Annotated in this window: 16 protein-coding genes; 6 read left to right on the forward strand and 10 right to left on the reverse strand. The window is 60.6% G+C overall.

All coding sequences use genetic code 11. The features are described 5' to 3' along the window. Positions 1-39: 39 nt before the first annotated feature. From LCU97_RS17455 to LCU97_RS17480, 6 genes are all read right to left on the reverse strand, one after another. Positions 40-1,323, reverse strand: a complete 1,284-nt coding sequence (locus tag LCU97_RS17455) for an arsenic transporter (protein ID WP_232777306.1) — start codon at positions 1,321-1,323, stop codon at positions 40-42. Positions 1,324-1,355: 32 nt separating this feature from the next. After that, positions 1,356-1,703: a metalloregulator ArsR/SmtB family transcription factor gene (locus tag LCU97_RS17460; protein WP_053153808.1), complete on the reverse strand. Its 348-nt coding sequence runs from the start codon at positions 1,701-1,703 to the stop codon at positions 1,356-1,358. A gap of 120 nt (positions 1,704-1,823) precedes the next feature. Beyond that, the gene (locus LCU97_RS17465) at positions 1,824-2,450 is read right to left on the reverse strand and encodes a hypothetical protein (RefSeq protein ID WP_232777307.1); all 627 of its coding nucleotides are present in this window, start codon (positions 2,448-2,450) and stop codon (positions 1,824-1,826) included. Positions 2,451-2,690: 240 nt separating this feature from the next. Next, a complete protein-coding gene (locus tag LCU97_RS17470; RefSeq protein WP_232777308.1) occupies positions 2,691-3,020 on the reverse strand; it encodes a DUF6124 family protein in 330 nt (109 codons plus the stop codon). Positions 3,021-3,386: 366 nt separating this feature from the next. Continuing rightward, positions 3,387-6,740 carry a hypothetical protein gene (locus LCU97_RS17475; protein WP_232777309.1) on the reverse strand — a complete coding sequence of 1,118 codons (3,354 nt, stop codon included), beginning with the start codon at positions 6,738-6,740 and terminating at the stop codon, positions 3,387-3,389. A gap of 260 nt (positions 6,741-7,000) precedes the next feature. Then, entirely contained in the window at positions 7,001-7,558 is a 558-nt protein-coding gene (locus LCU97_RS17480; protein ID WP_053153820.1) for an NADPH-dependent FMN reductase, read from the reverse strand. A gap of 180 nt (positions 7,559-7,738) precedes the next feature. Here LCU97_RS17480 and LCU97_RS17485 point away from each other — a divergent pair, with 180 nt between their 5' ends. Together LCU97_RS17485 and LCU97_RS17490 are read left to right on the forward strand one after the other, a co-directional pair. Continuing rightward, positions 7,739-7,972: a hypothetical protein gene (locus tag LCU97_RS17485; protein ID WP_053153823.1), complete on the forward strand. Its 234-nt coding sequence runs from the start codon at positions 7,739-7,741 to the stop codon at positions 7,970-7,972. A gap of 78 nt (positions 7,973-8,050) precedes the next feature. Next, positions 8,051-8,944, forward strand: a complete 894-nt coding sequence (locus LCU97_RS17490; protein ID WP_232777310.1) for a LysR family transcriptional regulator — start codon at positions 8,051-8,053, stop codon at positions 8,942-8,944. Here the strand turns inward: LCU97_RS17490 and LCU97_RS17495 are convergent. The 4 genes from LCU97_RS17495 to LCU97_RS17510 form a co-directional block, all read right to left on the reverse strand. Continuing rightward, entirely contained in the window at positions 8,910-9,524 is a 615-nt protein-coding gene (locus tag LCU97_RS17495) for a GNAT family N-acetyltransferase (RefSeq protein ID WP_053153829.1), read from the reverse strand. The two genes, LCU97_RS17490 and LCU97_RS17495, sit on opposite strands and share 35 nt — an antisense overlap. 270 nt (positions 9,525-9,794) lie before the next feature. Beyond that, positions 9,795-10,547 (reverse strand): DNA polymerase III subunit epsilon, encoded by a 753-nt coding sequence (dnaQ, locus tag LCU97_RS17500; protein WP_053153832.1) that lies wholly within the window; start codon positions 10,545-10,547, stop codon positions 9,795-9,797. A 110-nt stretch (positions 10,548-10,657) separates the two neighbouring features. Further along, a complete protein-coding gene (rnhA, locus tag LCU97_RS17505) occupies positions 10,658-11,110 on the reverse strand; it encodes a ribonuclease HI (protein WP_053153835.1) in 453 nt (150 codons plus the stop codon). Between the two features lie 64 nt (positions 11,111-11,174). Further along, positions 11,175-11,933, reverse strand: a complete 759-nt coding sequence (locus LCU97_RS17510; RefSeq protein ID WP_053153838.1) for a class I SAM-dependent methyltransferase — start codon at positions 11,931-11,933, stop codon at positions 11,175-11,177. 66 nt (positions 11,934-11,999) lie between these two features. On the opposite strand from LCU97_RS17510, the gene gloB reads away from it, so the two are divergent. The 4 genes from gloB (at position 12,000) to LCU97_RS17530 (ending at position 18,132) form a co-directional block, all read left to right on the forward strand. After that, on the forward strand, positions 12,000-12,767 hold the full coding sequence (gloB, locus tag LCU97_RS17515) for a hydroxyacylglutathione hydrolase (RefSeq protein WP_053153841.1): 768 nt from the start codon (positions 12,000-12,002) through the stop codon (positions 12,765-12,767). A 99-nt stretch (positions 12,768-12,866) separates the two neighbouring features. Next, positions 12,867-14,327, forward strand: coding sequence for a transglycosylase SLT domain-containing protein (locus tag LCU97_RS17520; protein ID WP_053153846.1), 1,461 nt, complete (start codon positions 12,867-12,869; stop codon positions 14,325-14,327). 122 nt (positions 14,328-14,449) lie between these two features. Continuing rightward, positions 14,450-16,282 carry an extracellular solute-binding protein gene (locus tag LCU97_RS17525; RefSeq protein WP_232777311.1) on the forward strand — a complete coding sequence of 611 codons (1,833 nt, stop codon included), beginning with the start codon at positions 14,450-14,452 and terminating at the stop codon, positions 16,280-16,282. Then, on the forward strand, positions 16,279-18,132 hold the full coding sequence (locus LCU97_RS17530) for an extracellular solute-binding protein (protein ID WP_232777312.1): 1,854 nt from the start codon (positions 16,279-16,281) through the stop codon (positions 18,130-18,132). The genes LCU97_RS17525 and LCU97_RS17530 overlap by 4 nt, the downstream gene beginning before the upstream one ends. Position 18,133: the final 1 nt, after the last annotated feature.

An 18,133-nucleotide genomic window follows, 5' to 3' on the forward strand; every position in this document is an offset into this window, starting at 1 on the left:
GTGCCTGGACCGGCCTGCTCGCGATGAAGCCAACGCGGTCTAGAACGACAACCGCAAGGCCAGCGCCGCCAACGTCACCAGCAATACCGGCACCGTCAACACAACCCCGACCTTGAAGTAATACCCCCAGCCGATCCGGATGTCCTTGCGCGCCAGCACATGCAGCCAGAGCAAAGTGGCCAGGCTGCCAATGGGGGTGATTTTCGGCCCCAGGTCGCTGCCGATCACATTGGCATAGACCATTGCCTCCTTCACCACCCCAGTGGCCTGACTGGCGTCGATGGACAAAGCGCCGACCAGCACCGTCGGCAGGTTGTTCATCACCGACGAAAGCAGCGCCGTCAGCAACCCGGTCCCCATGGCCGCGCCCCACACCCCATAGCCGGCGAAAACATCGAGCCACCGGGACAGGTAATCGGTCAGGCCGGCATTGCGCAGCCCGTAGACCACCAAATACATGCCCAGGGAAAAAATCACGATCTGCCAGGGCGCCTCTTTCATGGCCTTGCGGGTGGAGATCTTGTGGCCGCGAGCGGCGACCGCCAGCAGCAACGCGGCGCAGACAGCCGAAATCGCGCTGATGGGAATGCCCAGCGGCTCCAGGGCGAAACAGCCCAGCAACAGGATCGCCAACACCACCCAGCCGGCGTAGAACGTGGCCGTGTCGTGGATCGCACTCGCCGGGTCGTCCAGTTGATCCGGATCGTAATCACGGGGGATATCGCGCCGGAAGAACCACAGCAGAATCCCCAGGCTCGCCGCCACCGCCACCAGGTTCACCGGCACCATCACCGAGGCGTAGCGGTTGAAGCCGATGCCGAAGAAATCCGCCGACACGATGTTGACCAGGTTCGACACCACCAGCGGCAGGCTCGCCGTGTCGGCAATGAAGCCGGCGCCCATCACGAAGGCCAGGGTCGCCGCCGGGGAAAAGCGCAGGGCCAGCAGCATGGAGATCACGATGGGCGTGAGGATCAGCGCCGCGCCGTCATTGGCAAACAGCGCCGACACCAACGCACCGAGCAACACCATGAAGGCAAACAGTTTGCGTCCGTTGCCCCGCCCCCAGCGAGCCACGTGCAGCGCCGCCCAGGCGAAGAAACCCGCTTCGTCCAGCAACAGACTGATAATGATCAGCGCGACGAACGTGCCGGTGGCATTCCAGATGATCTGCCACACCAGGGCAATGTCACCGACCGACACCACCCCGCTCAACAAGGCCAGCAACGCGCCGAACGTCGCGCTCCACCCGACGCCCAGCCCCTTGGGCTGCCAGATCACGAGGGTAATGGTCAGCAGGAAAATCAACGACGCAATGAGCATGCACAACAGCCTTGAGGAAAATGTAGAAAAGATCAGCAGCAACGCACTGGACGGTCGGCCATCGCGGTCAAACGCCGGGCATCTTCCGCCAGCCACTCTGTGCTCGCCGCCAGCGCCTGCTCCAGCAGGGTGCCGACCCAGGCTGGCAATTGCGGGTGCAAACGGTAATAAACCCACTGCCCTTGCCGCCGGTCGCTGAGCAGGCCCGCATGACGCAACTGCGCCAGATGCCGGGAGATCTTCGGCTGGCTCAGGTCCAGGGCGGCGGTGAGTTCACAGACACACAACTCCCCTTCCCGAGCCACCAACAGCGCGATGCGGGTACGGGTGTCGTCGGCCAGGGCCTTGAAGATGTCGACGGGTGTGGGGGGATTGGGCATGGTGGGAGACTTCTGGATGAGCGAAGGGTGAATATATGGAAATCCAAATATTCGGTAAAGCGGGGATCAATGCACCGATGCTGTTCACTCACAAGAACAGATAAATCAGGCAAGGCTTTTCTAGTAATCACAGTACACCTGCATTGCATTCAGGGCCGTATCGTCACCATTGCCCTGATCAGGTTCCACTTTGGTCCGGAACCCTTTTATCTTTTTAACGCCCTCATCAAGGCAGCTATAGAATCGGGTCCAATCCCCCCACGCAGCGGGCGGATCACCCACTAGAGTTTCCGACCCGCAAGTCATTTTGATATTGCCGGCAGCCGTATCATCCTTGGAGCCTTTTTCCTTATCCCTGCCCTGGAACCGCTCTACTTGAATGGCAAAGCCGATAGCGGGGGTCTCCTGGCAGAGGTGATCCTTGCCCCAGGTTCCCCACCTCCCTTCGAGACTGCGAATGTACGTTTTCGCCCCGGTATTGGTGTCCTTACAGATGAGCTGGATTGCATTCAATGCCGAATCATCGCCACTGCCTTGATAGGGTTCACCCTTGACCCGGAAGCCCCAGACATATTGATTCGCAGGGCAGTAAGCAGGCGCGCCCCAATCTCCCCATGGACCTTGTTCTGAAGTGTCCGAAGGCACGGCCGCTTCGGCAGTTCCTAAGGTCAACAGAAAGAATGCGAGGACCAGCATTTGGGACAGATTCAGCACCGTTTGATCGGGAACTGTTAATGAATCGGTCATGGTCGGATTCCCTTTGTCGTGAAGCATTCAGACGATGGGGTTATCAGACCGCTGCCGGACCGGGACGGCTACTGTCAGAACTCACAGGTGGAAGCAGGTTTAAGACGAATGGCGAACTGGCACAAAACCTGTGGGAGCATAGCTTGCTCGCGATAGCGGCGGACCAGCTTGCATCCCTATTGAATGTACCGCCGTCATCGCGGGCAAGCCTTGCTCCCACAGGTTTATAGGCTGTATCGACTAGCGTGCGTCGACCTTATCCAGCGCCCGGTTCGCCAGCAATCCACCCAGCTCGATCAACTGCTGGATACCCAACGCCACATGCCGGCGCGAGCCTTCCAGCTCGAACGCCAGATTACTGATCATGGCGTCGGCCGAGGCCAGGGTTTCGCTGAGGTTGGCGAGCAGGCATTCGGTGTCGATGCCGCTCACCACGGTGAAGAGTTGGCCTGGGGGTGGGTCGGTTTCGGGGTCGGGCTTGAGGTAGAAATCGAGGGCGCGTTTGGCGGCTTTGTCGAAGGCGGTTGGGGTTGGGTCGGTGTCTGGTGGGTTGGGGGTTACTTTGAACATAGTGAAGCTCCGATGCATTTGAAAAGGAGCCATCACCCTCTCGCTACCAAACGAATTGGGGCGGTGGCCATACGAAGGTTGGTAGACCGGGCATCGGAGCCGGCGCCTCCGAAAAGGCCCTGCGCATGGCCACCATAAAGCGAAGCACATGATTGCGCTTGCAAGATGACGCTATGCACCGAAAGCCCGGGCTACCAAACCCGATCACTGATCAATCAGCGACCCGGCAACGATAGAACCCGCCTCTCAGGCGCACAAGCCGGCGGATTCTGGCGCAGTTGTAGGCAATGGCGCAAGGCGGTGTAGCCGGAGGATGAAGGATAAAGAGAACAGCCGCTTCGGTAAGCTTGGGCCTGTGAAAGCGAGCTATTTCGCCTTGATGCCAAAACCATCCGCCCGATCCTTACCCAGCACGTATTCAAGCGCTTTTTCCGCGCCTGTCTCGGTCTGGATACCATACATATAGGCAATGCCCCACGTAGTCGAGGACCATGTCCAATTGGGACCGACTCCGGGGAAACCGTTGTAGTCAAGCCTCATTCTGTGCCATTCATCGCGTGTTGGAATCCGTCCGCCTCGAGCGGCCGCCTCATCGCTGCACTGCTTATATGTGCCATTAATTCCCGTTCCGAAGGCCACGAACACATTGGATACCGCAACCGAATAAGATGCCTGCGCACCGTTCTCATCCACGGCATAGATGGTGGCTGCCCCGTTGCCAAAGGAAGTGACCTTCCCGGTATTCAAATCAACATGGGCAATTTCAGGAGCGCTTGAGTAGTATTTATAAGGAGGCGCTCCGCCGGTGGGCTGGCGATAGCCATACGCGCCCTCGTAAGGATTGGGCGGCACGGCCCCCGTGCTGCTCAAGAATATCCAGGTGGAAAGTTCCATCTGTGTCGGGTCTATCGTTAATGGCTCCACTACGGTGAAGCTTTTTACTGCCGATTCCAGTCCAATGCCGTATAGGGCCCTGGCTTTAAGGCTGTAGGTCCTGGCGGTCAGCCCTGCAAGCGTGGTGTCCCAAGTTGTAGTATTGGCGGGGATATCAACCGCATTGCCAATAGCGCTATCCCCATCCATCAGTTGAATCTGCTGGCCGCTGTTGCCAGTGCCGGTGACTACGACGCTGGTTTCGACCGTGGTCCCATCGACAACCGAACCTTGACTGTCAGAGATATCGGTAAGAGTAGGAGCAATCAGTGCAACCGCTCTGACAATGTAAGTCCGTAGCGGAAAGGTAACGGCATCGCTCTGGTTACTGGTTCGATTGAACGTCACCAGCAGCACAACTTTTAGCTCAGAACCATCACGCAGTTTCTCCAACTCGCTTCGTAACAACGGCGTAGAAAGCCCAGCAGTCACTTGGCTTGAGCTGACTTCTGAGCCGGCATACAACGGAATCGTGTAATTCGAACCATCACTGGCAATCCCCTCGCAACTCAGCCAAACCCGCTGACCGACCGCAATCAACGGCCACGGCGCGACAGTGACACGCGCATCTCCGGTAAATGTACCCAGATCCAACTCCGTACCAAGTCCTCCCTGCGCCGCCTGCGGAATCAACGGCATCGGCAGGCTCGCCACAGGCATCGCCTGCACATTCAGCACAAACGGATCCGACGGCGGCGACTCCACGCCGTTCTGGATCACCGTGTAGGTCACCGTCACCGCCTTGCCCAGGTTGAACGCCACCACGCTGTTGGTAATCGGAACGTCCCAGCCATCCCTGACCGGCCATTCCCCCGAGGTGTACGACCCCCCGGCCGGCGTGCCCGGTGCGCCGGTCCAGGTGACTTTGAGTTTGTCCTCGGGCAGCAGCGCGGCGTTGGCCGGCACAACGATGTGGAGCGAGTCCTTGGCTTGGACCGGGTTCAGGATGGCGCCGTTGGCCTCCTTGACCGAAGGGGCCCTGAGCTCCAGGGCCGACCCCACCGTCAGGTGCCGGACAATGGAGTTGCCCACCAAGGTCGTGCCACGGGTGACGGCGTAGCTGACATCCACGGTGCCATTGAGGTTCTCGGTCACGTACCTGAACGGCACGGTAAACGGCACCACTTTGCCCGCGGTGTTCGCGGTCAGGGTTCTTGTCTGATCCGGGGCATTGCTCGACGAACCGCGCCAACGCAGCACGACCTTGTCCTCCGGCAGGGTTGCGGTGTAGGTCGCGATCACGTTAGCGCCGATGGCGGGATTAACGTCGTCCGGGTTCAGTACGTCGTCGGGTGCTTCCACTACCGTCGGGATAGGCAATGACGGCGCGGCAACTCCCACGCTCAAAGCCAAATGCTCCGACTCGGGCTGGCCGTTCACGCTGTAGTACACCGTGAGCGAGCCGCCATCGAGCCGCTTGACCTGCTCTTTCGCCAGGTTCGCCAGCACCGGCGCGCCGACCGCCTCCCCGCTGACGATGGCGGTCACTTCATGGTAGGTCGGCAGCGTGGTGGAAGTGCGCCCGTCGCACACGATGATGATCTCGTCGCCGTCGGTTCGCCCTGGGTAGTACGGAATGGACAGGGTGTAGAAATTCAGGTCCGGATCCAGCGTGCCGCCCACGGCTTCCACAATGTCGGGGGCCAGGTATTGGCGGGTGTCGCCGATCACCGTCACGGAGGTGGTTTTCGAGGGAAGATCCTTCTCGCCACTGCGGATCCGCACGTAACCCACCGTGGCTCGCCCTTTGGCGATGGCCGCAACATCGGCATTGGGAATGGTGAAGTCATAGAAATAGGGAATGGTTTGAACCGTTTCCTCCAGCGGGCCGACGATCACCGGCGTACTGTCGGCGGCCGTGCCGCGCCAAGTCATGCGCAGCACATCACCTATGACGTGCTCGTAGCGGTTGGCGGTGACTCGGACGGTGACCGGGTTCCCGGCCAGTTCGGCAAGGTCGATTTCCTCGACGGGGAAGCCATTGACCAGCACCAGCGGCGGGTCGAGCCGGTTGTTGTTCACATCTACCAGAAGATAGGTGACCGCCGACCAGCGCCAGTAACCGCCCGGATAGTTGCCGCACTCGTCCACCACCTGATAGGCCACGGCAAGGGCATCGCTGTCGTCGGCTCGCTCGATGACCTCCGGGGGAATGGTGATGATGATCTCCTGCCCCACCTCGCCATCGGCCACCGTACGATAGACGTTCTCGTTGCCCCAGGCCACATTGATCCGGTCATTACGGCGCATGAACTTGTATGGCTTGATGGTGATCTGCACACCCGCCGCGGCCTCGATGGGACCGACGCCGTTATCGATAATGTCCTGGGGAATCGAATATTCCAGACCCGAGTGACCCGGGGTGCCCTGGTCCTCATCGAAACCGCCGGGTGGGTCGAGTTTGACAAACAGCTTCCACTGCGGCTGAGACTCTATGGGCAGCGTGGCGCCTACCCGCAGCACGCTGTAGAACACTGGAAAAGCGTCGCCTCTGACGATATGCCCCTCATCGATCCGAAAAGTCAGTCGCTCGTTCTTCTGGTTCAGATCGATGGTGGTGCTCCAGACCGGCGTTGTGCTGTCGCTCCAGTAGAGGCTGAAGGCGTCGCCGATCTCCATGTCGGTCCAGGGATCGACAACGCAGAGCAGCCCACCTTCCACCAGCCTGGCCGGAATGCCGGCATCAAAGTCCTCGACGGACAGTGTCCAGCCCGGAAACCAAGGCGGATCAAGGCCTGCCAATGATTGGCTGTTTGGCGAATAACGCGGGGGAAATCGCTTTTCCATGGAGAACACCTCGATGCTTGAGGGGTTGCCAATAAAGCAATAGAGGCGACGTGACCGAGGAATTATTAAGACGCGTCGAGATGGGAGTGTCTACTGTCAGGAATGACAGGTTGAAGCAGGTTTAAGACGAGAGGTCGGCTGACGCGAAACCTGTGGGAGCATAGCTTGCTCGCGATTGGGGTGAATCAGTCGACAACTGCTGTGGCTGGTCCGCCGCTATCGCGAGCAAGCTTTGCTCCTACAGATTCAGGGCCTATCGACTAGCGCTTTTTATGCTGTTCGACCCACTTGCCGTAAGCATCGATGAATTTCTGCAAAATCGGCCTCAGCGACTCGGACAGATTTCCCGCCTCGTCGAACGCGGCCCCGGCGCCCCCCAGATAGGCTTCCGGCTGTTGCATGCAAGGCACGTCGAGAAACACCAGGGATTGACGCAAATGATGGTTGGCACCGAAACCACCGATGGCCCCCGGCGATGCGCTGATCACCGCGCCAGGCTTGCCGCTCAGGCAACTCTGGCCGTACGGACGGGAGCCGACGTCGATGGCGTTCTTCAACGGGGCCGGCACCGAGCGGTTGTATTCAGGCGTGACGAACAGCAGGGCATCGGCGGCGCCGACCTTCTGACGAAAGGTCTGATAGGCCGCTGGCGGCGTGACATCGAGGTCTTCGTTATAGAGCGCCAGCTCGCCGATCTCGACGATTTCCAGCTTCAGGTTGGCCGGCGCGAGATCCGCCAGGGCCAGCGCCACTTTGCGATTGATCGACGCCTTGCGCAGGCTACCCACTAAAACAGCCACTGTGTAGACATTACTCATTGGTGTTCTCGACTCGGGATTAGGGAGCCCTATTTATAGATGATCGGGCGGACTATTGGACCAGCGGAAAACCGAAAACCTGCCGTCTGGACTATTTTTTTCTTGTAGGAAAACTTACCGCGAGTGAGCAAGGTCTACAGAACCGCAAATCGAGTGATCTATTTCCAGAGGTTCTAAGCAATGGCAGCAGTACAAGTCGGACAGTTTCATGCGCGAGACGCCGAAGGTCGCGTCTATTCGGTGTATGAATTCCAGGAGTCGACCCCGTCGCCGGACGGTAATGGCAAGGAGCCTGTCACTACTTACAAGTTGGCCATCGGGGACCGAGTCAACAAGGTGGACAACGACCGGTTTGTACTGGTGCAGTCAGGGATCGAACTGACACGCGAACCTGAAACCTCCATAGCGTTATAAGTTAAGCAGAAGTCGTACCTGGACTTGGGTTAGGATTCAGCCACTCAACGGCCTACCCGCCCAACATGGACTTCCTGCATGCGTTTACGCCACATCGAAGTGATCCAGGCGCTGTTGCAGACCGGCCACCTCGGCACGGCGGCCGAATGGCTGCAACTGCCGACGGCTGAGGTCGAGGCGATCCTGCGCGACGCCGAGGCCCAGTTGGGCTTCATGCTGTTCGCCAGTGTACGCGGGCGACTGCAAGCCACTCGGGAAGCACTTGATTTGCGCGAAGGCATCACGGGCGTGTATGACGCCCTCGAACCGGTACAACGGTTGGCCGCCAGCCTGAAGCACTATCAAGCGCCTCCGCTGCGGATCATCTGCACCCCGCCGCTGGCCCAGCAATTGTTGCCCCGCAGCATGGCCGCCCTGCGTCGTCGTTATCCGGATGCCCCCTGCACGCTGCTCAGCCAGCCGACCCGCGACATTGTCCGTAGCCTGCTGTTGCGCGACAGCGACCTGGGCCTGAGCCTGCACGATCCCGAACACCCGGACATTCATTGCCAGGTGATCGCCCAGGGCAAACTGCAATTGCTGGCGCCCCACGGCTGGTTACAACCGCGACAAAAGTACATCTCCCTACAGGATCTGGCGGGTCAGTCGCTGGTGGGGCTGGAAGGTCACGATCCGTTGAGCCCCGCATTCGACAACAAGCTGGGGGCGTTGCGCCCGGCGCCGCTGGTCCAGATTCGCGTACAAACCCATCAGATGATGCGCGCCATGGTCGAGGCCGGCGAAGGGCTGGCCATCGTCGACCCCTTCACGGCCTCGGGCGCCAAGGAGGGTGGGCTGGATGTGTGCCCGGTGTCGCCCGCCGTTCCCATCAGCCTCTATGCCCTGCATCTGAACGACACGGCGCCCTCGCCCACCCTCCAGTCGCTGCTGGAACTGATCAAGGAACAAGCCGAGGCGTTGCTGAGCCACTGACCGACATGCCCAGCGGGTCATCGAACAGCCGGTACCAGAACAACGCCACCTCGGCGGTATGCCGGTCGATGCCGCGATAACGCAGGTGATCGATGCCGCCCAGCACGTAACCACAACGTTCATAGAGCCGGCAGGCCCCCAAGTTGTTGTTCTGGGTTTCGAGCATGATTCCCGGCAGTTTTTTCTTGCGGCTCCAGAACTGGGCGACGTCGAGCAACGCCCTGGCCACGCCATGGCGACGGGCCGGGGCATGCACCGCCAGTTCGTCGATGTGAGCGAAACCGTTCCAGTTGGTGCTGATCACTAAATGGCCCACCGGCTGGTCGTCCAGGTACGCCATGAAGATTTCGCTGTCCGGAACACCGTGGAAGCCGCTGAACTCTTCAGGATCGATGCCATAACACTTGCTGTAAGGAACGATAGGAGTGATCGGCCACTGGCTCACCGGACGACCGATCTGTGCCGTGCCGTAGGCGTTGACTTCGAAACTGAAATCGCTGCCCCAGATATAGGCAGCGAAGCCGTCATCGACGACCCGCACCGACAGGCCAGGATGTTTGGGATTCACGACCGGTTGCATGCTGGGAAAGCTCCTCATTCCATGAGGCAATCAACGGCACGGCGCCATCTATTGCTCTTGCCTATCGAAACGTCGTACATCAAGCGGGATCCATAGCCTGTCCGTGCCCTCAGGGTAGAAGGTATGGGCGATTGTGGCGAGAAATGAATACAAACAACGCCCGTTGTGGGAGCGGGCTTGCTCGCGAAAGCGGTGGCTCAGCAACCATCTTTATGACACACCGCCTTGGCGAGCAAGCCTGCCCCCAACGGGCATCCGATCGTCAATCCCTCACTGGCCAGCCTCAGCCAACTGCGTCCACAGTGCCGGAGCGCCGGCCGACTTGGCGATGGCTTCCAGACGCGCGGCATGTTCGGCGAGGTCGCTTTCACTGGCGCGGATGATCCGGGCAGGCCGGCGATCAGCAGGCAAACGGCGGATTTCCGAAGCCTTGTTGCCCGAGCCTTCTCCGGTGCCATTGCCATCCGAGGCGTTGCCTGCCAGGGACAGGCTGGTCTGACCACCGGTCATGGTCAGGTAGACGTCGGCCAGAATCTCGGAGTCGAGCAAGGCGCCGTGCAGTTCACGACCGGAGTTGTCGACGCCATAGCGCTTGCACAACGCATCGAGGCTGTTGCGCTGCCCCGGATGCCGTTCGCGGGCCATGACCAGGGTGTCGAGAATGGTGCAATGCTGGCTGATATCGGCCCGGTCGTGCTGGCCCATCAACGCGAATTCGTTGTTGATGAAGCCCACGTCGAACGCCGCGTTATGGATGATCAGCTGAGCGCCCTGGATGAACTCGAAGAACTCGTCGGCCACTTCGGCGAAACGCGGCTTGCCCACCAGGAATTCATTGGTGATGCCGTGAACGCCGATGGCGCCCTCGTCACTTTCGCGGTCCGGTTGCAGGTACACGTGGAAATGGCGACCGGTCAGGCGCCGGCCGATCAACTCGACACAACCGATTTCGATAATCCGGTGACCATCGGTCACCGGCATGCCGGTGGTTTCGGTATCCAGTACTACAGATCTGTTGGCCATCAGTGTTCAGTTCTCAGCGGGCAGGCTTGCAAAAGCACGGATCTTAACACGCTGCGGGGAATGACTGACCGCAGCTTTTGCTGGCTGTAACTTTTGTGGACAGGGTTGAATCAGGCCTGTTTGTAACCACGCACCTCATCCACCCCGCGATTGGCCAACTGGTCGGCCCGTTCGTTACCGGGGTGGCCGATGTGGCCACGCACCCATTTCCAGGTGACCTTGTGGCGGTTGACCTGCTCATCCAGCAGCATCCACAGGTCGGCGTTCTTGACCGGCTCCTTCGCAGCCGTCTTCCAGCCGCGCTTTTTCCAGTTCGCCATCCACTCATTGATGCCTTTCATCACGTACTGCGAATCGGTCACCAGCAACACGTCACAGGGCCGCTTGAGTTCTTCGAGGCCACGAATGGCACCCATTAGCTCCATGCGATTGTTGGTGGTATTGGCTTCGCCGCCCCAGAGTTCCTTTTCAACACCCTTGTAAATCAACAGCGCCCCCCAGCCACCCGGGCCGGGATTGCCCTTGCAGGCGCCGTCAGTGAAAAGTTCTACGCTATCGCTCATGCGGTCTGTCCAGAAAAAACACAGGCCCGCCGGCGATGATACCGGTCAGGCCATGGAAAAAAGGTTATGGCTCGATATGGCGACGATTGACCTTGGCCATCGGCAAGGGAATCAGCTTGCCCATCGGCTCGCGCCGCACCTGGCGCACCGGGCGCAGCCCGACGGCGATCTTGCGCGCCACCAGAAGATAGAAGCCGCCGCCGGACAGTTGCCAGCCGCCGGCCCGGCGTTCCCAGCCAGCCAGACGAGCCTGCCACTTGGGCGACGCGAGCGGCGGACGATAGCACCCGAAGCGGCGTTTCTCCAGCGCGAAGCCCAGCAGGTTGAGCCAGTCGCCCACCCTCGACGCCGAGATGCAACGGGCCTGGCGCAAGCCGTCGTGGGCGAATACATGGCGCAGGCCCCAACTGCTCCAGGGATTGATGCCAATGATCACCAGGTGCCCGCCGGGACGCACGCTGCTGGCGGCCTCACGCAACAAGCCGTGGGGCGACAGGCAAAAATCCAGGCCATGCTGCATCACCACCACGTCGGCGGCGTGCTCGCTCAAGGGCCACGCCTGTTCTTCACAGACGATCTCGACCCCTGGCAGCGGCGCCCCCAGGCGAACATTGCGCTGGACCTGCGGCGCAGCCGGTGGCGTCTGTGCCGACGGTCCGTAATGCACCAGGTAACCGCCAAAGAAACGGCCCAGCTCGTCCTCGAGCATGCGCCGCTCCTCTTCCAGCAGCAATTGCCCGACGGGGCCGGATAGCCATTCACGGGCCGCGCTGATCAGCGCCAGCCACTCGGGATCGGCCTGAGCGAACGCTTCATCGGTCATTTACATTCTCCAACGCGCCAGGAAGTTCTAAGATGCGCCTTTGTTTTCCGCTTGGCGAATTCCGCGATGATACAGATCAGTGCACTGCCCGCGTTCACCGATAACTACATCTGGTTGTTACAGGATCACGCCACCCTGCGCTGCGCCGTGGTCGACCCGGGTGACGCCGCGCCGGTGCAAGCCTGGCTCGAAGCCCATCCAGGCTGGGCCCTGAGCGACATATTGGTCACCCATCACCACCATGACCATGTCGGCGGAGTCGAGGCGTTGAAAAAAGCCACCGGTGCTACGGTCTATGGCCCGGCCAGCGAGAACATCCCGGCGCGGGATGTGGCGCTCGGGGACGACGACCGGATCAACGTGCTCGGGCTGGACTTCGACGTCTTCGCCGTGCCCGGCCATACACTGGGCCATATCGCTTATTACCATCATGGCCTGCTGTTCTGCGGCGACACCCTGTTCGCCGCCGGCTGCGGGCGCCTCTTCGAGGGTACGCCCGACCAGATGCATCGCTCGCTCGGCCGGCTCGCCGCCCTGCCCGAGGATACGCTGGTGTACTGCACCCATGAATATACGTTGAGCAACTTGAAGTTCGCCGCCGCGGTGGAACCCGACAATCCTGACATTGCCGCCCGTCTGGAAAAAGTCGCCCGCCAGCGCAGCGACGGTGTCATGACCCTGCCCTCGACCCTGGCCCTGGAAAAACGCACCAACCCCTTCCTGCGAACCGCTGAAACATTAGTTAAACAAAAAGCAGACGAACGGAACGGCCAGCGAAACGGGACGCCGAGTGAGGTTTTTGCGGCCTTGAGGGCTTGGAAAGATAAGTTCTAAGCCCGTCGTCCGGCGATACAAAAATTCTGAATGGTTGACCTGTTGGGGTGCGCTTTCTAGAATCGGCCGACATTTTTGCCCGGAACTTACTTCCAGCCAATGTCGTCATCCATACGTAGGTCCGTTCAGTCAGACACATTGACCCGCTTGGCTCAAGCCATTGCGGTGGCCGTGTCCGCCACCCTGGCGGGCTGCCAGAGCACGGGCCAGGTGCCGCAGACCGACGCGGCCACGCCGAAGAACATGGCTGCCCGCGCCAAGCAGAAGCCTGTATGGCTCAGCGAGAAGCCCAGCCCCCAAGTGCCCCAGGATATCTGGGAGCGCATGCGCCAGGGTTTCCAGCTGCAGGAAACCGCCGGCGTGAACCCGCGTATCGAGCAGCAACGCCTGTGGTTCGCCAGCAACCCGTCCTTTCTCGAAGGCGCCGGCGAACGCGGCAGCCTGTACATGCACTACATCGTCGAGCGCCTCGAAGAGCGCAACATGCCGCTGGAACTGGCGCTGCTGCCGGTCATCGAAAGCGCCTACAACCCCATGGCCTATTCCCGGGCCAATGCCGTCGGATTGTGGCAGTTCATCCCGTCCACCGGGCGCTACTTCAACCTGCGCCAGACCCGTTTTTACGACGGGCGACGTGATATCACGGCGTCCACCACGGCCGCCATGGATTACCTGACGCGCCTGCACGACATGTTCAACGGCGACTGGCTGCTGGCACTGGCCGCATACAACGCCGGTGAAGGCACCGTCAGCCGCGCCATCGAGCGTAACGAAAAACTGGGCCTGCCCACCGACTACTGGAACCTGCCGCTACCGGCCGAAACCCAGGCCTATGTGCCCAAGTTGCTGGCGCTGTCCCAGGTGGTGCTGTCTCCCGATGCCTATGGCGTGAACCTCAACCCGATCGCCAACGAGCCCTATTTCCAGGTCGTCGAGATCAACCAGCGCATGGACCTGTCCAAGGTCGCGGCAGTGGCGAACATCGACGAAGACGAGCTGTTCCAGCTCAACCCCGCCTTCAAGCAACGCACCACCATCGACGGCCCGCAACACCTGCTGGTACCCACCTCCAAGGCCCAGTTGCTGACGGCCAGCCTGTCGACCATGCGCCCCGAAGAGCTGATCAGCCAACGCTCGCTCAAACCGGTCTTTGAAACCGCCGGTGACGGCGAGGAAGTCGCAGGCGCCCGGCGCACCTACCGGGTCAAGCGCGGTGACAACCTGGCGCAGATCGCCAAGGCCAACAACGTCCAGACCAAGGACCTGCAGCGCTGGAACAAACTCAGTGGCAACAGGCTCAAGGTCGGCCAGACCCTGGTGATGCAGGACGTCAAGGCCACCAAGGCAACCAAGAACACTGGCAAGCGAATCAACACCGTGGTCGCGGCCAACAGCAAGAACCAGAAGAAGCAGACCCAGTACAAAGTCCAGCAAGGGGACTCGCTGTACGTGGTGGCCAAGCGCTTCAACGTCGAAATGCAACACCTCAAGCGCTGGAATCCGCGCATGGGCAAGGCCCTCAAGCCCGGGCAAATGCTGACGGTCTACTCTCCACATTGACACCGGACTCCTGTGGCGAGGGGATAAATCCCCTCGCCACAGCCCCCCGCCTTTTTCCTGCCGATACAAGCTGTTACTGTACGGGCCATAAAAGCCCAAGCCGCCTGGATCGGATTTCAGACTTGATACATCCCCTCCTCCTGCTCCTGATCAGCCTGGCCTTGAGCTCTTCCGCCAGCGCAGCCATCAGCGAAAGCCATGGCTATGCGCAGTTCGGCACGCTCAAGTACCCGGCCAGATTTACCCATTTCGACTGGGTCAACCCGCAAGCGCCCAAGGGCGGTACCTTGCGGGTCATGGCATTTGGCACCTTCGATACGCTCAATCCCTACACATTCAAGGGCAGCAGCCCGGTTTCCACGGCGAATTTCCTGCAATACGGCATCAACGAGCTGAACGAACCGCTGATGGTCGGCACTGGCCAGTACGCGCCGTCCGGTGATGAACCGACCTCCAGCTACGGCCTGATCGCCCAGTCGGTGGAGTACAGCGAGGATCGCAGCTGGGTGGTGTTCAACCTGCGACCCGAAGCACGGTTCCACGATGGCGTACCGATCACTGCCTATGACGTAGCGTTTTCCTACCGGACGTTGCTCAAGGACGGCCACCCGCAATACCGCACCAACCTTCAGGAAGTGCTGCGGGTCGACATCCTCAATCCACTGAAAATCCGCTTTGTGTTCAAGCGGGCGGGCAATCCGTTGTTCATCCTGCGCCTGGGCGAATTGCCGGTGCTGCCCCAGCATTACTGGAAAGACCGCGACTTCAAGGCCACCAACTTCGAACCGCCCCTGGGCAGCGGTCCCTATCGCATCACAAAGGTGCAGCCTGGACGCCAGCTGGTGTTCGAAAGGGTCAAGGATTACTGGGGCAAAGATCTGCCGGTCAACCGGGGCAAATATAATGTCGACCGAATGGAGGTTGAGTTCTATCGCGACAGCGACGTCGCGTTCGAAGCCTTCAAAGCCGGTGAGTTCGATATCTATATCGAGCACCAGGCCAAGAACTGGGCCAATGGCTATGACTTCCCGGCCGTCGACCGCGGCGAGGTGATCAAGGCGCAGATTCCCCACCAGATCCCGACCCAGACCCAGGGCCTGTTCATGAACACCCGGCGAAGCATCTTCGCCGAGGTCAAAGTACGTGAAGCGCTGGGGCTGATGTTCGATTTCGAGTGGACCAACCGCACGCTGTTCAGCAGCGCCTACAAGCGCACCCTGAGTTACTACCCCAACAGCGAGTTCTCTGCCAGCGGCCTGCCGGTGGGCCACGAATGGCTGCTGCTCAAACCCTACCGCGAGCAATTGCCGGCGCGGTTGTTCAGCGAACCCTTCAGCCTGCCCCAGACCGACGGCCGTGGCATCCCGCGGGAAACCCTGCGCAAAGCCCTGGCACTTCTGAAGGAAGCCGGATGGACGCTCAACGGCCAGCGCCTGGTGAATGCCGACAGCCAACCCCTGCGCTTCGAGATCCTGTTGGTGAACCCGAACCTGGAACGCATCCTCCAACCTTATGTCGAGAACCTCGCCAGCATCGGCATCCAGGCCCGGTTGCGCACGGTAGATCGTGCCCAATACAAGCAGCGCCTGGACCAGTTCGATTTCGACATGATCCTGCTGACCCTTAGCCAGACCCTCAGCCCGGGTCTTGAACAATGGCAGTACTTCCACTCCAGCCAGGTCGGGGTCAAGGGCAGCAAGAACTACGCCGGGATCGCCAATCCCGTGGTCGATCATCTACTGGAAAAGCTCCTGGCCGCCCAGACCCGCGACGAACAGGTGGCCGCCGGCAAGGCCCTGGACCGCGTGCTGTTGTGGCAGCACTACTGCATTCCCAACTGGTACCTCAATTATCATCGCCTGGCGTACCGCAACCGGTTCGCCTTCGTCACCACGCCGCCCTATACCCTGGGCCTGAGCGCGTGGTGGTTGAAATCTTCGGAGAAAGATCAATGAAGCCTTTTCGTGCCCTGCTCATGCAGGCCGGTGGCCTGCTGTTCGCCGGGCTGGCCTGCGCCGCCCCGCAGCACGCCGTGACCTTGTACAACGAGCCGCCAAAGTATCCGGCCAATTTCAAGCATTTCGACTACGTGAACCCCGATGCGCCCAAGGGCGGTATCTTTCGCCAGGGCGGGTTTGGCGGTTTCGACAGCCTCAATCCATTCATCAGCAAGGGCGTGCCGGCCGATGACATCAGCCTGATCTACGACACCCTGGCCAAGCAGGGCCTGGACGAACCCATTACCGAATACGGCCTGATCGCCGAGAAAATCGAGAAAGCCCCGGACAACGCCTGGGTGCGCTTCTACCTGCGCCCCGAAGCGCGTTTCAACGACGGCCATCCGGTGCGCGCCGAAGACGTGGTCTTCAGCTTCCAGACCCTGACCAGGGACGGCGCGCCGTTGTACCGGGGCTATTACAACGACGTTGCCGAAGTCATCGCCGAAGACCCGCTCAAGGTGCTGTTCAAGTTCAAGCACACGAATAACCGGGAATTACCGCTGATCCTCGGCCAATTGCCGGTACTGCCCAAGCATTGGTGGGCCAACCGCGATTTCAACAAGGGCAACCTGGAAATCCCGCTGGGCAGCGGCCCCTACCGTGTCACCGAGGTGAAGGCCGGGCGTTCGATCCGCTATGAGCGGGTGAAGGACTACTGGGGCAAGGACCTGCCGGTCAACCGTGGCTTCTACAACTTCGACGTGCTGACCACCGACTACTACCGCGACAACACCGTCGCGGTCGAAGCGCTGAAAGCCGGGCAGTTCGATTTCTGGCTGGAAATGAGCGCCAAGAACTGGGCCAGCGCCTACAACATCCCCGCCGTGACCGAAGGGCGGCTGATCAAGGAACAGATCCCCAATGGCAACCCCACCGGCATGCAGGGCTTTGTCTTCAACCTGCGCCGCCCGGTGTTCCAGGACGTGCGAGTACGCAAAGCCCTGAGCCTGCTGCTGGACTTCGAGTGGACCAACAAGCAATTGTTCAGCGGCGCCTATACCCGCACACGCAGCTATTTCGAGAATTCGGAGATGGCCGCCACCGGCCTGCCCGGCGAAGACGAACTGAAGATCCTCGAGCCCCTTCGCGGCAAGATTCCCGAGCAAGTCTTTACCGAAGCCTTCCAGCCATCGATATGCGATGGCAGCGGCATGATCCGCGACCAGCAGCGCAAGGCGTACCAACTGCTGCAGGAAGCCGGCTGGCGCATCGTCGACGACAAGATGGTCGATGCCCAGGGCAAACCGGTGGTGCTTGAATTCCTGCTGGCCCAGACCGAATTCGAGCGGGTGCTGTTGCCGTTCAAGCGCAACCTCAGCGACCTGGGTATCGAACTGGTGATCCGCCGGGTGGACGTGTCCCAGTACATCAACCGCGTGCGCTCGCGGGATTTCGATCTGGTGGTGGGCAGCTTCCCGCAGTCCAGCTCGCCGGGTAACGAACAGCGCGAGTTCTGGATGTCGGCGGCCGCCGACAGGCCCGGCAGCCGCAACACCATGGGCCTGAAGGATCCTGCCGTGGACCAGTTGGTGGAGCAACTGATCAACGCCGACTCTCGCAAGAGCCTGGTGGCCCATGCCCGTGCGCTGGACCGCGTGCTGCAATGGGGCTACTACGTGATCCCCAACTGGCACATCAAGACCTGGCGCGTGGCCTACTGGAACCATATCGGCCACCCCAACGTCACGCCGACCTATGACATCGGCACCACCACCTGGTGGGTCAAGCCGGACACCAAGCCTGCCGAAGAAGTGGAACAGGTCATCGAAAAACAGAACAACGCTGCCCCGGCGAGCGTGGAGTAAC

Source organism: Pseudomonas uvaldensis, assembly GCF_021271205.1.
GTDB classification, from domain to species: domain Bacteria; phylum Pseudomonadota; class Gammaproteobacteria; order Pseudomonadales; family Pseudomonadaceae; genus Aquipseudomonas; species Aquipseudomonas uvaldensis.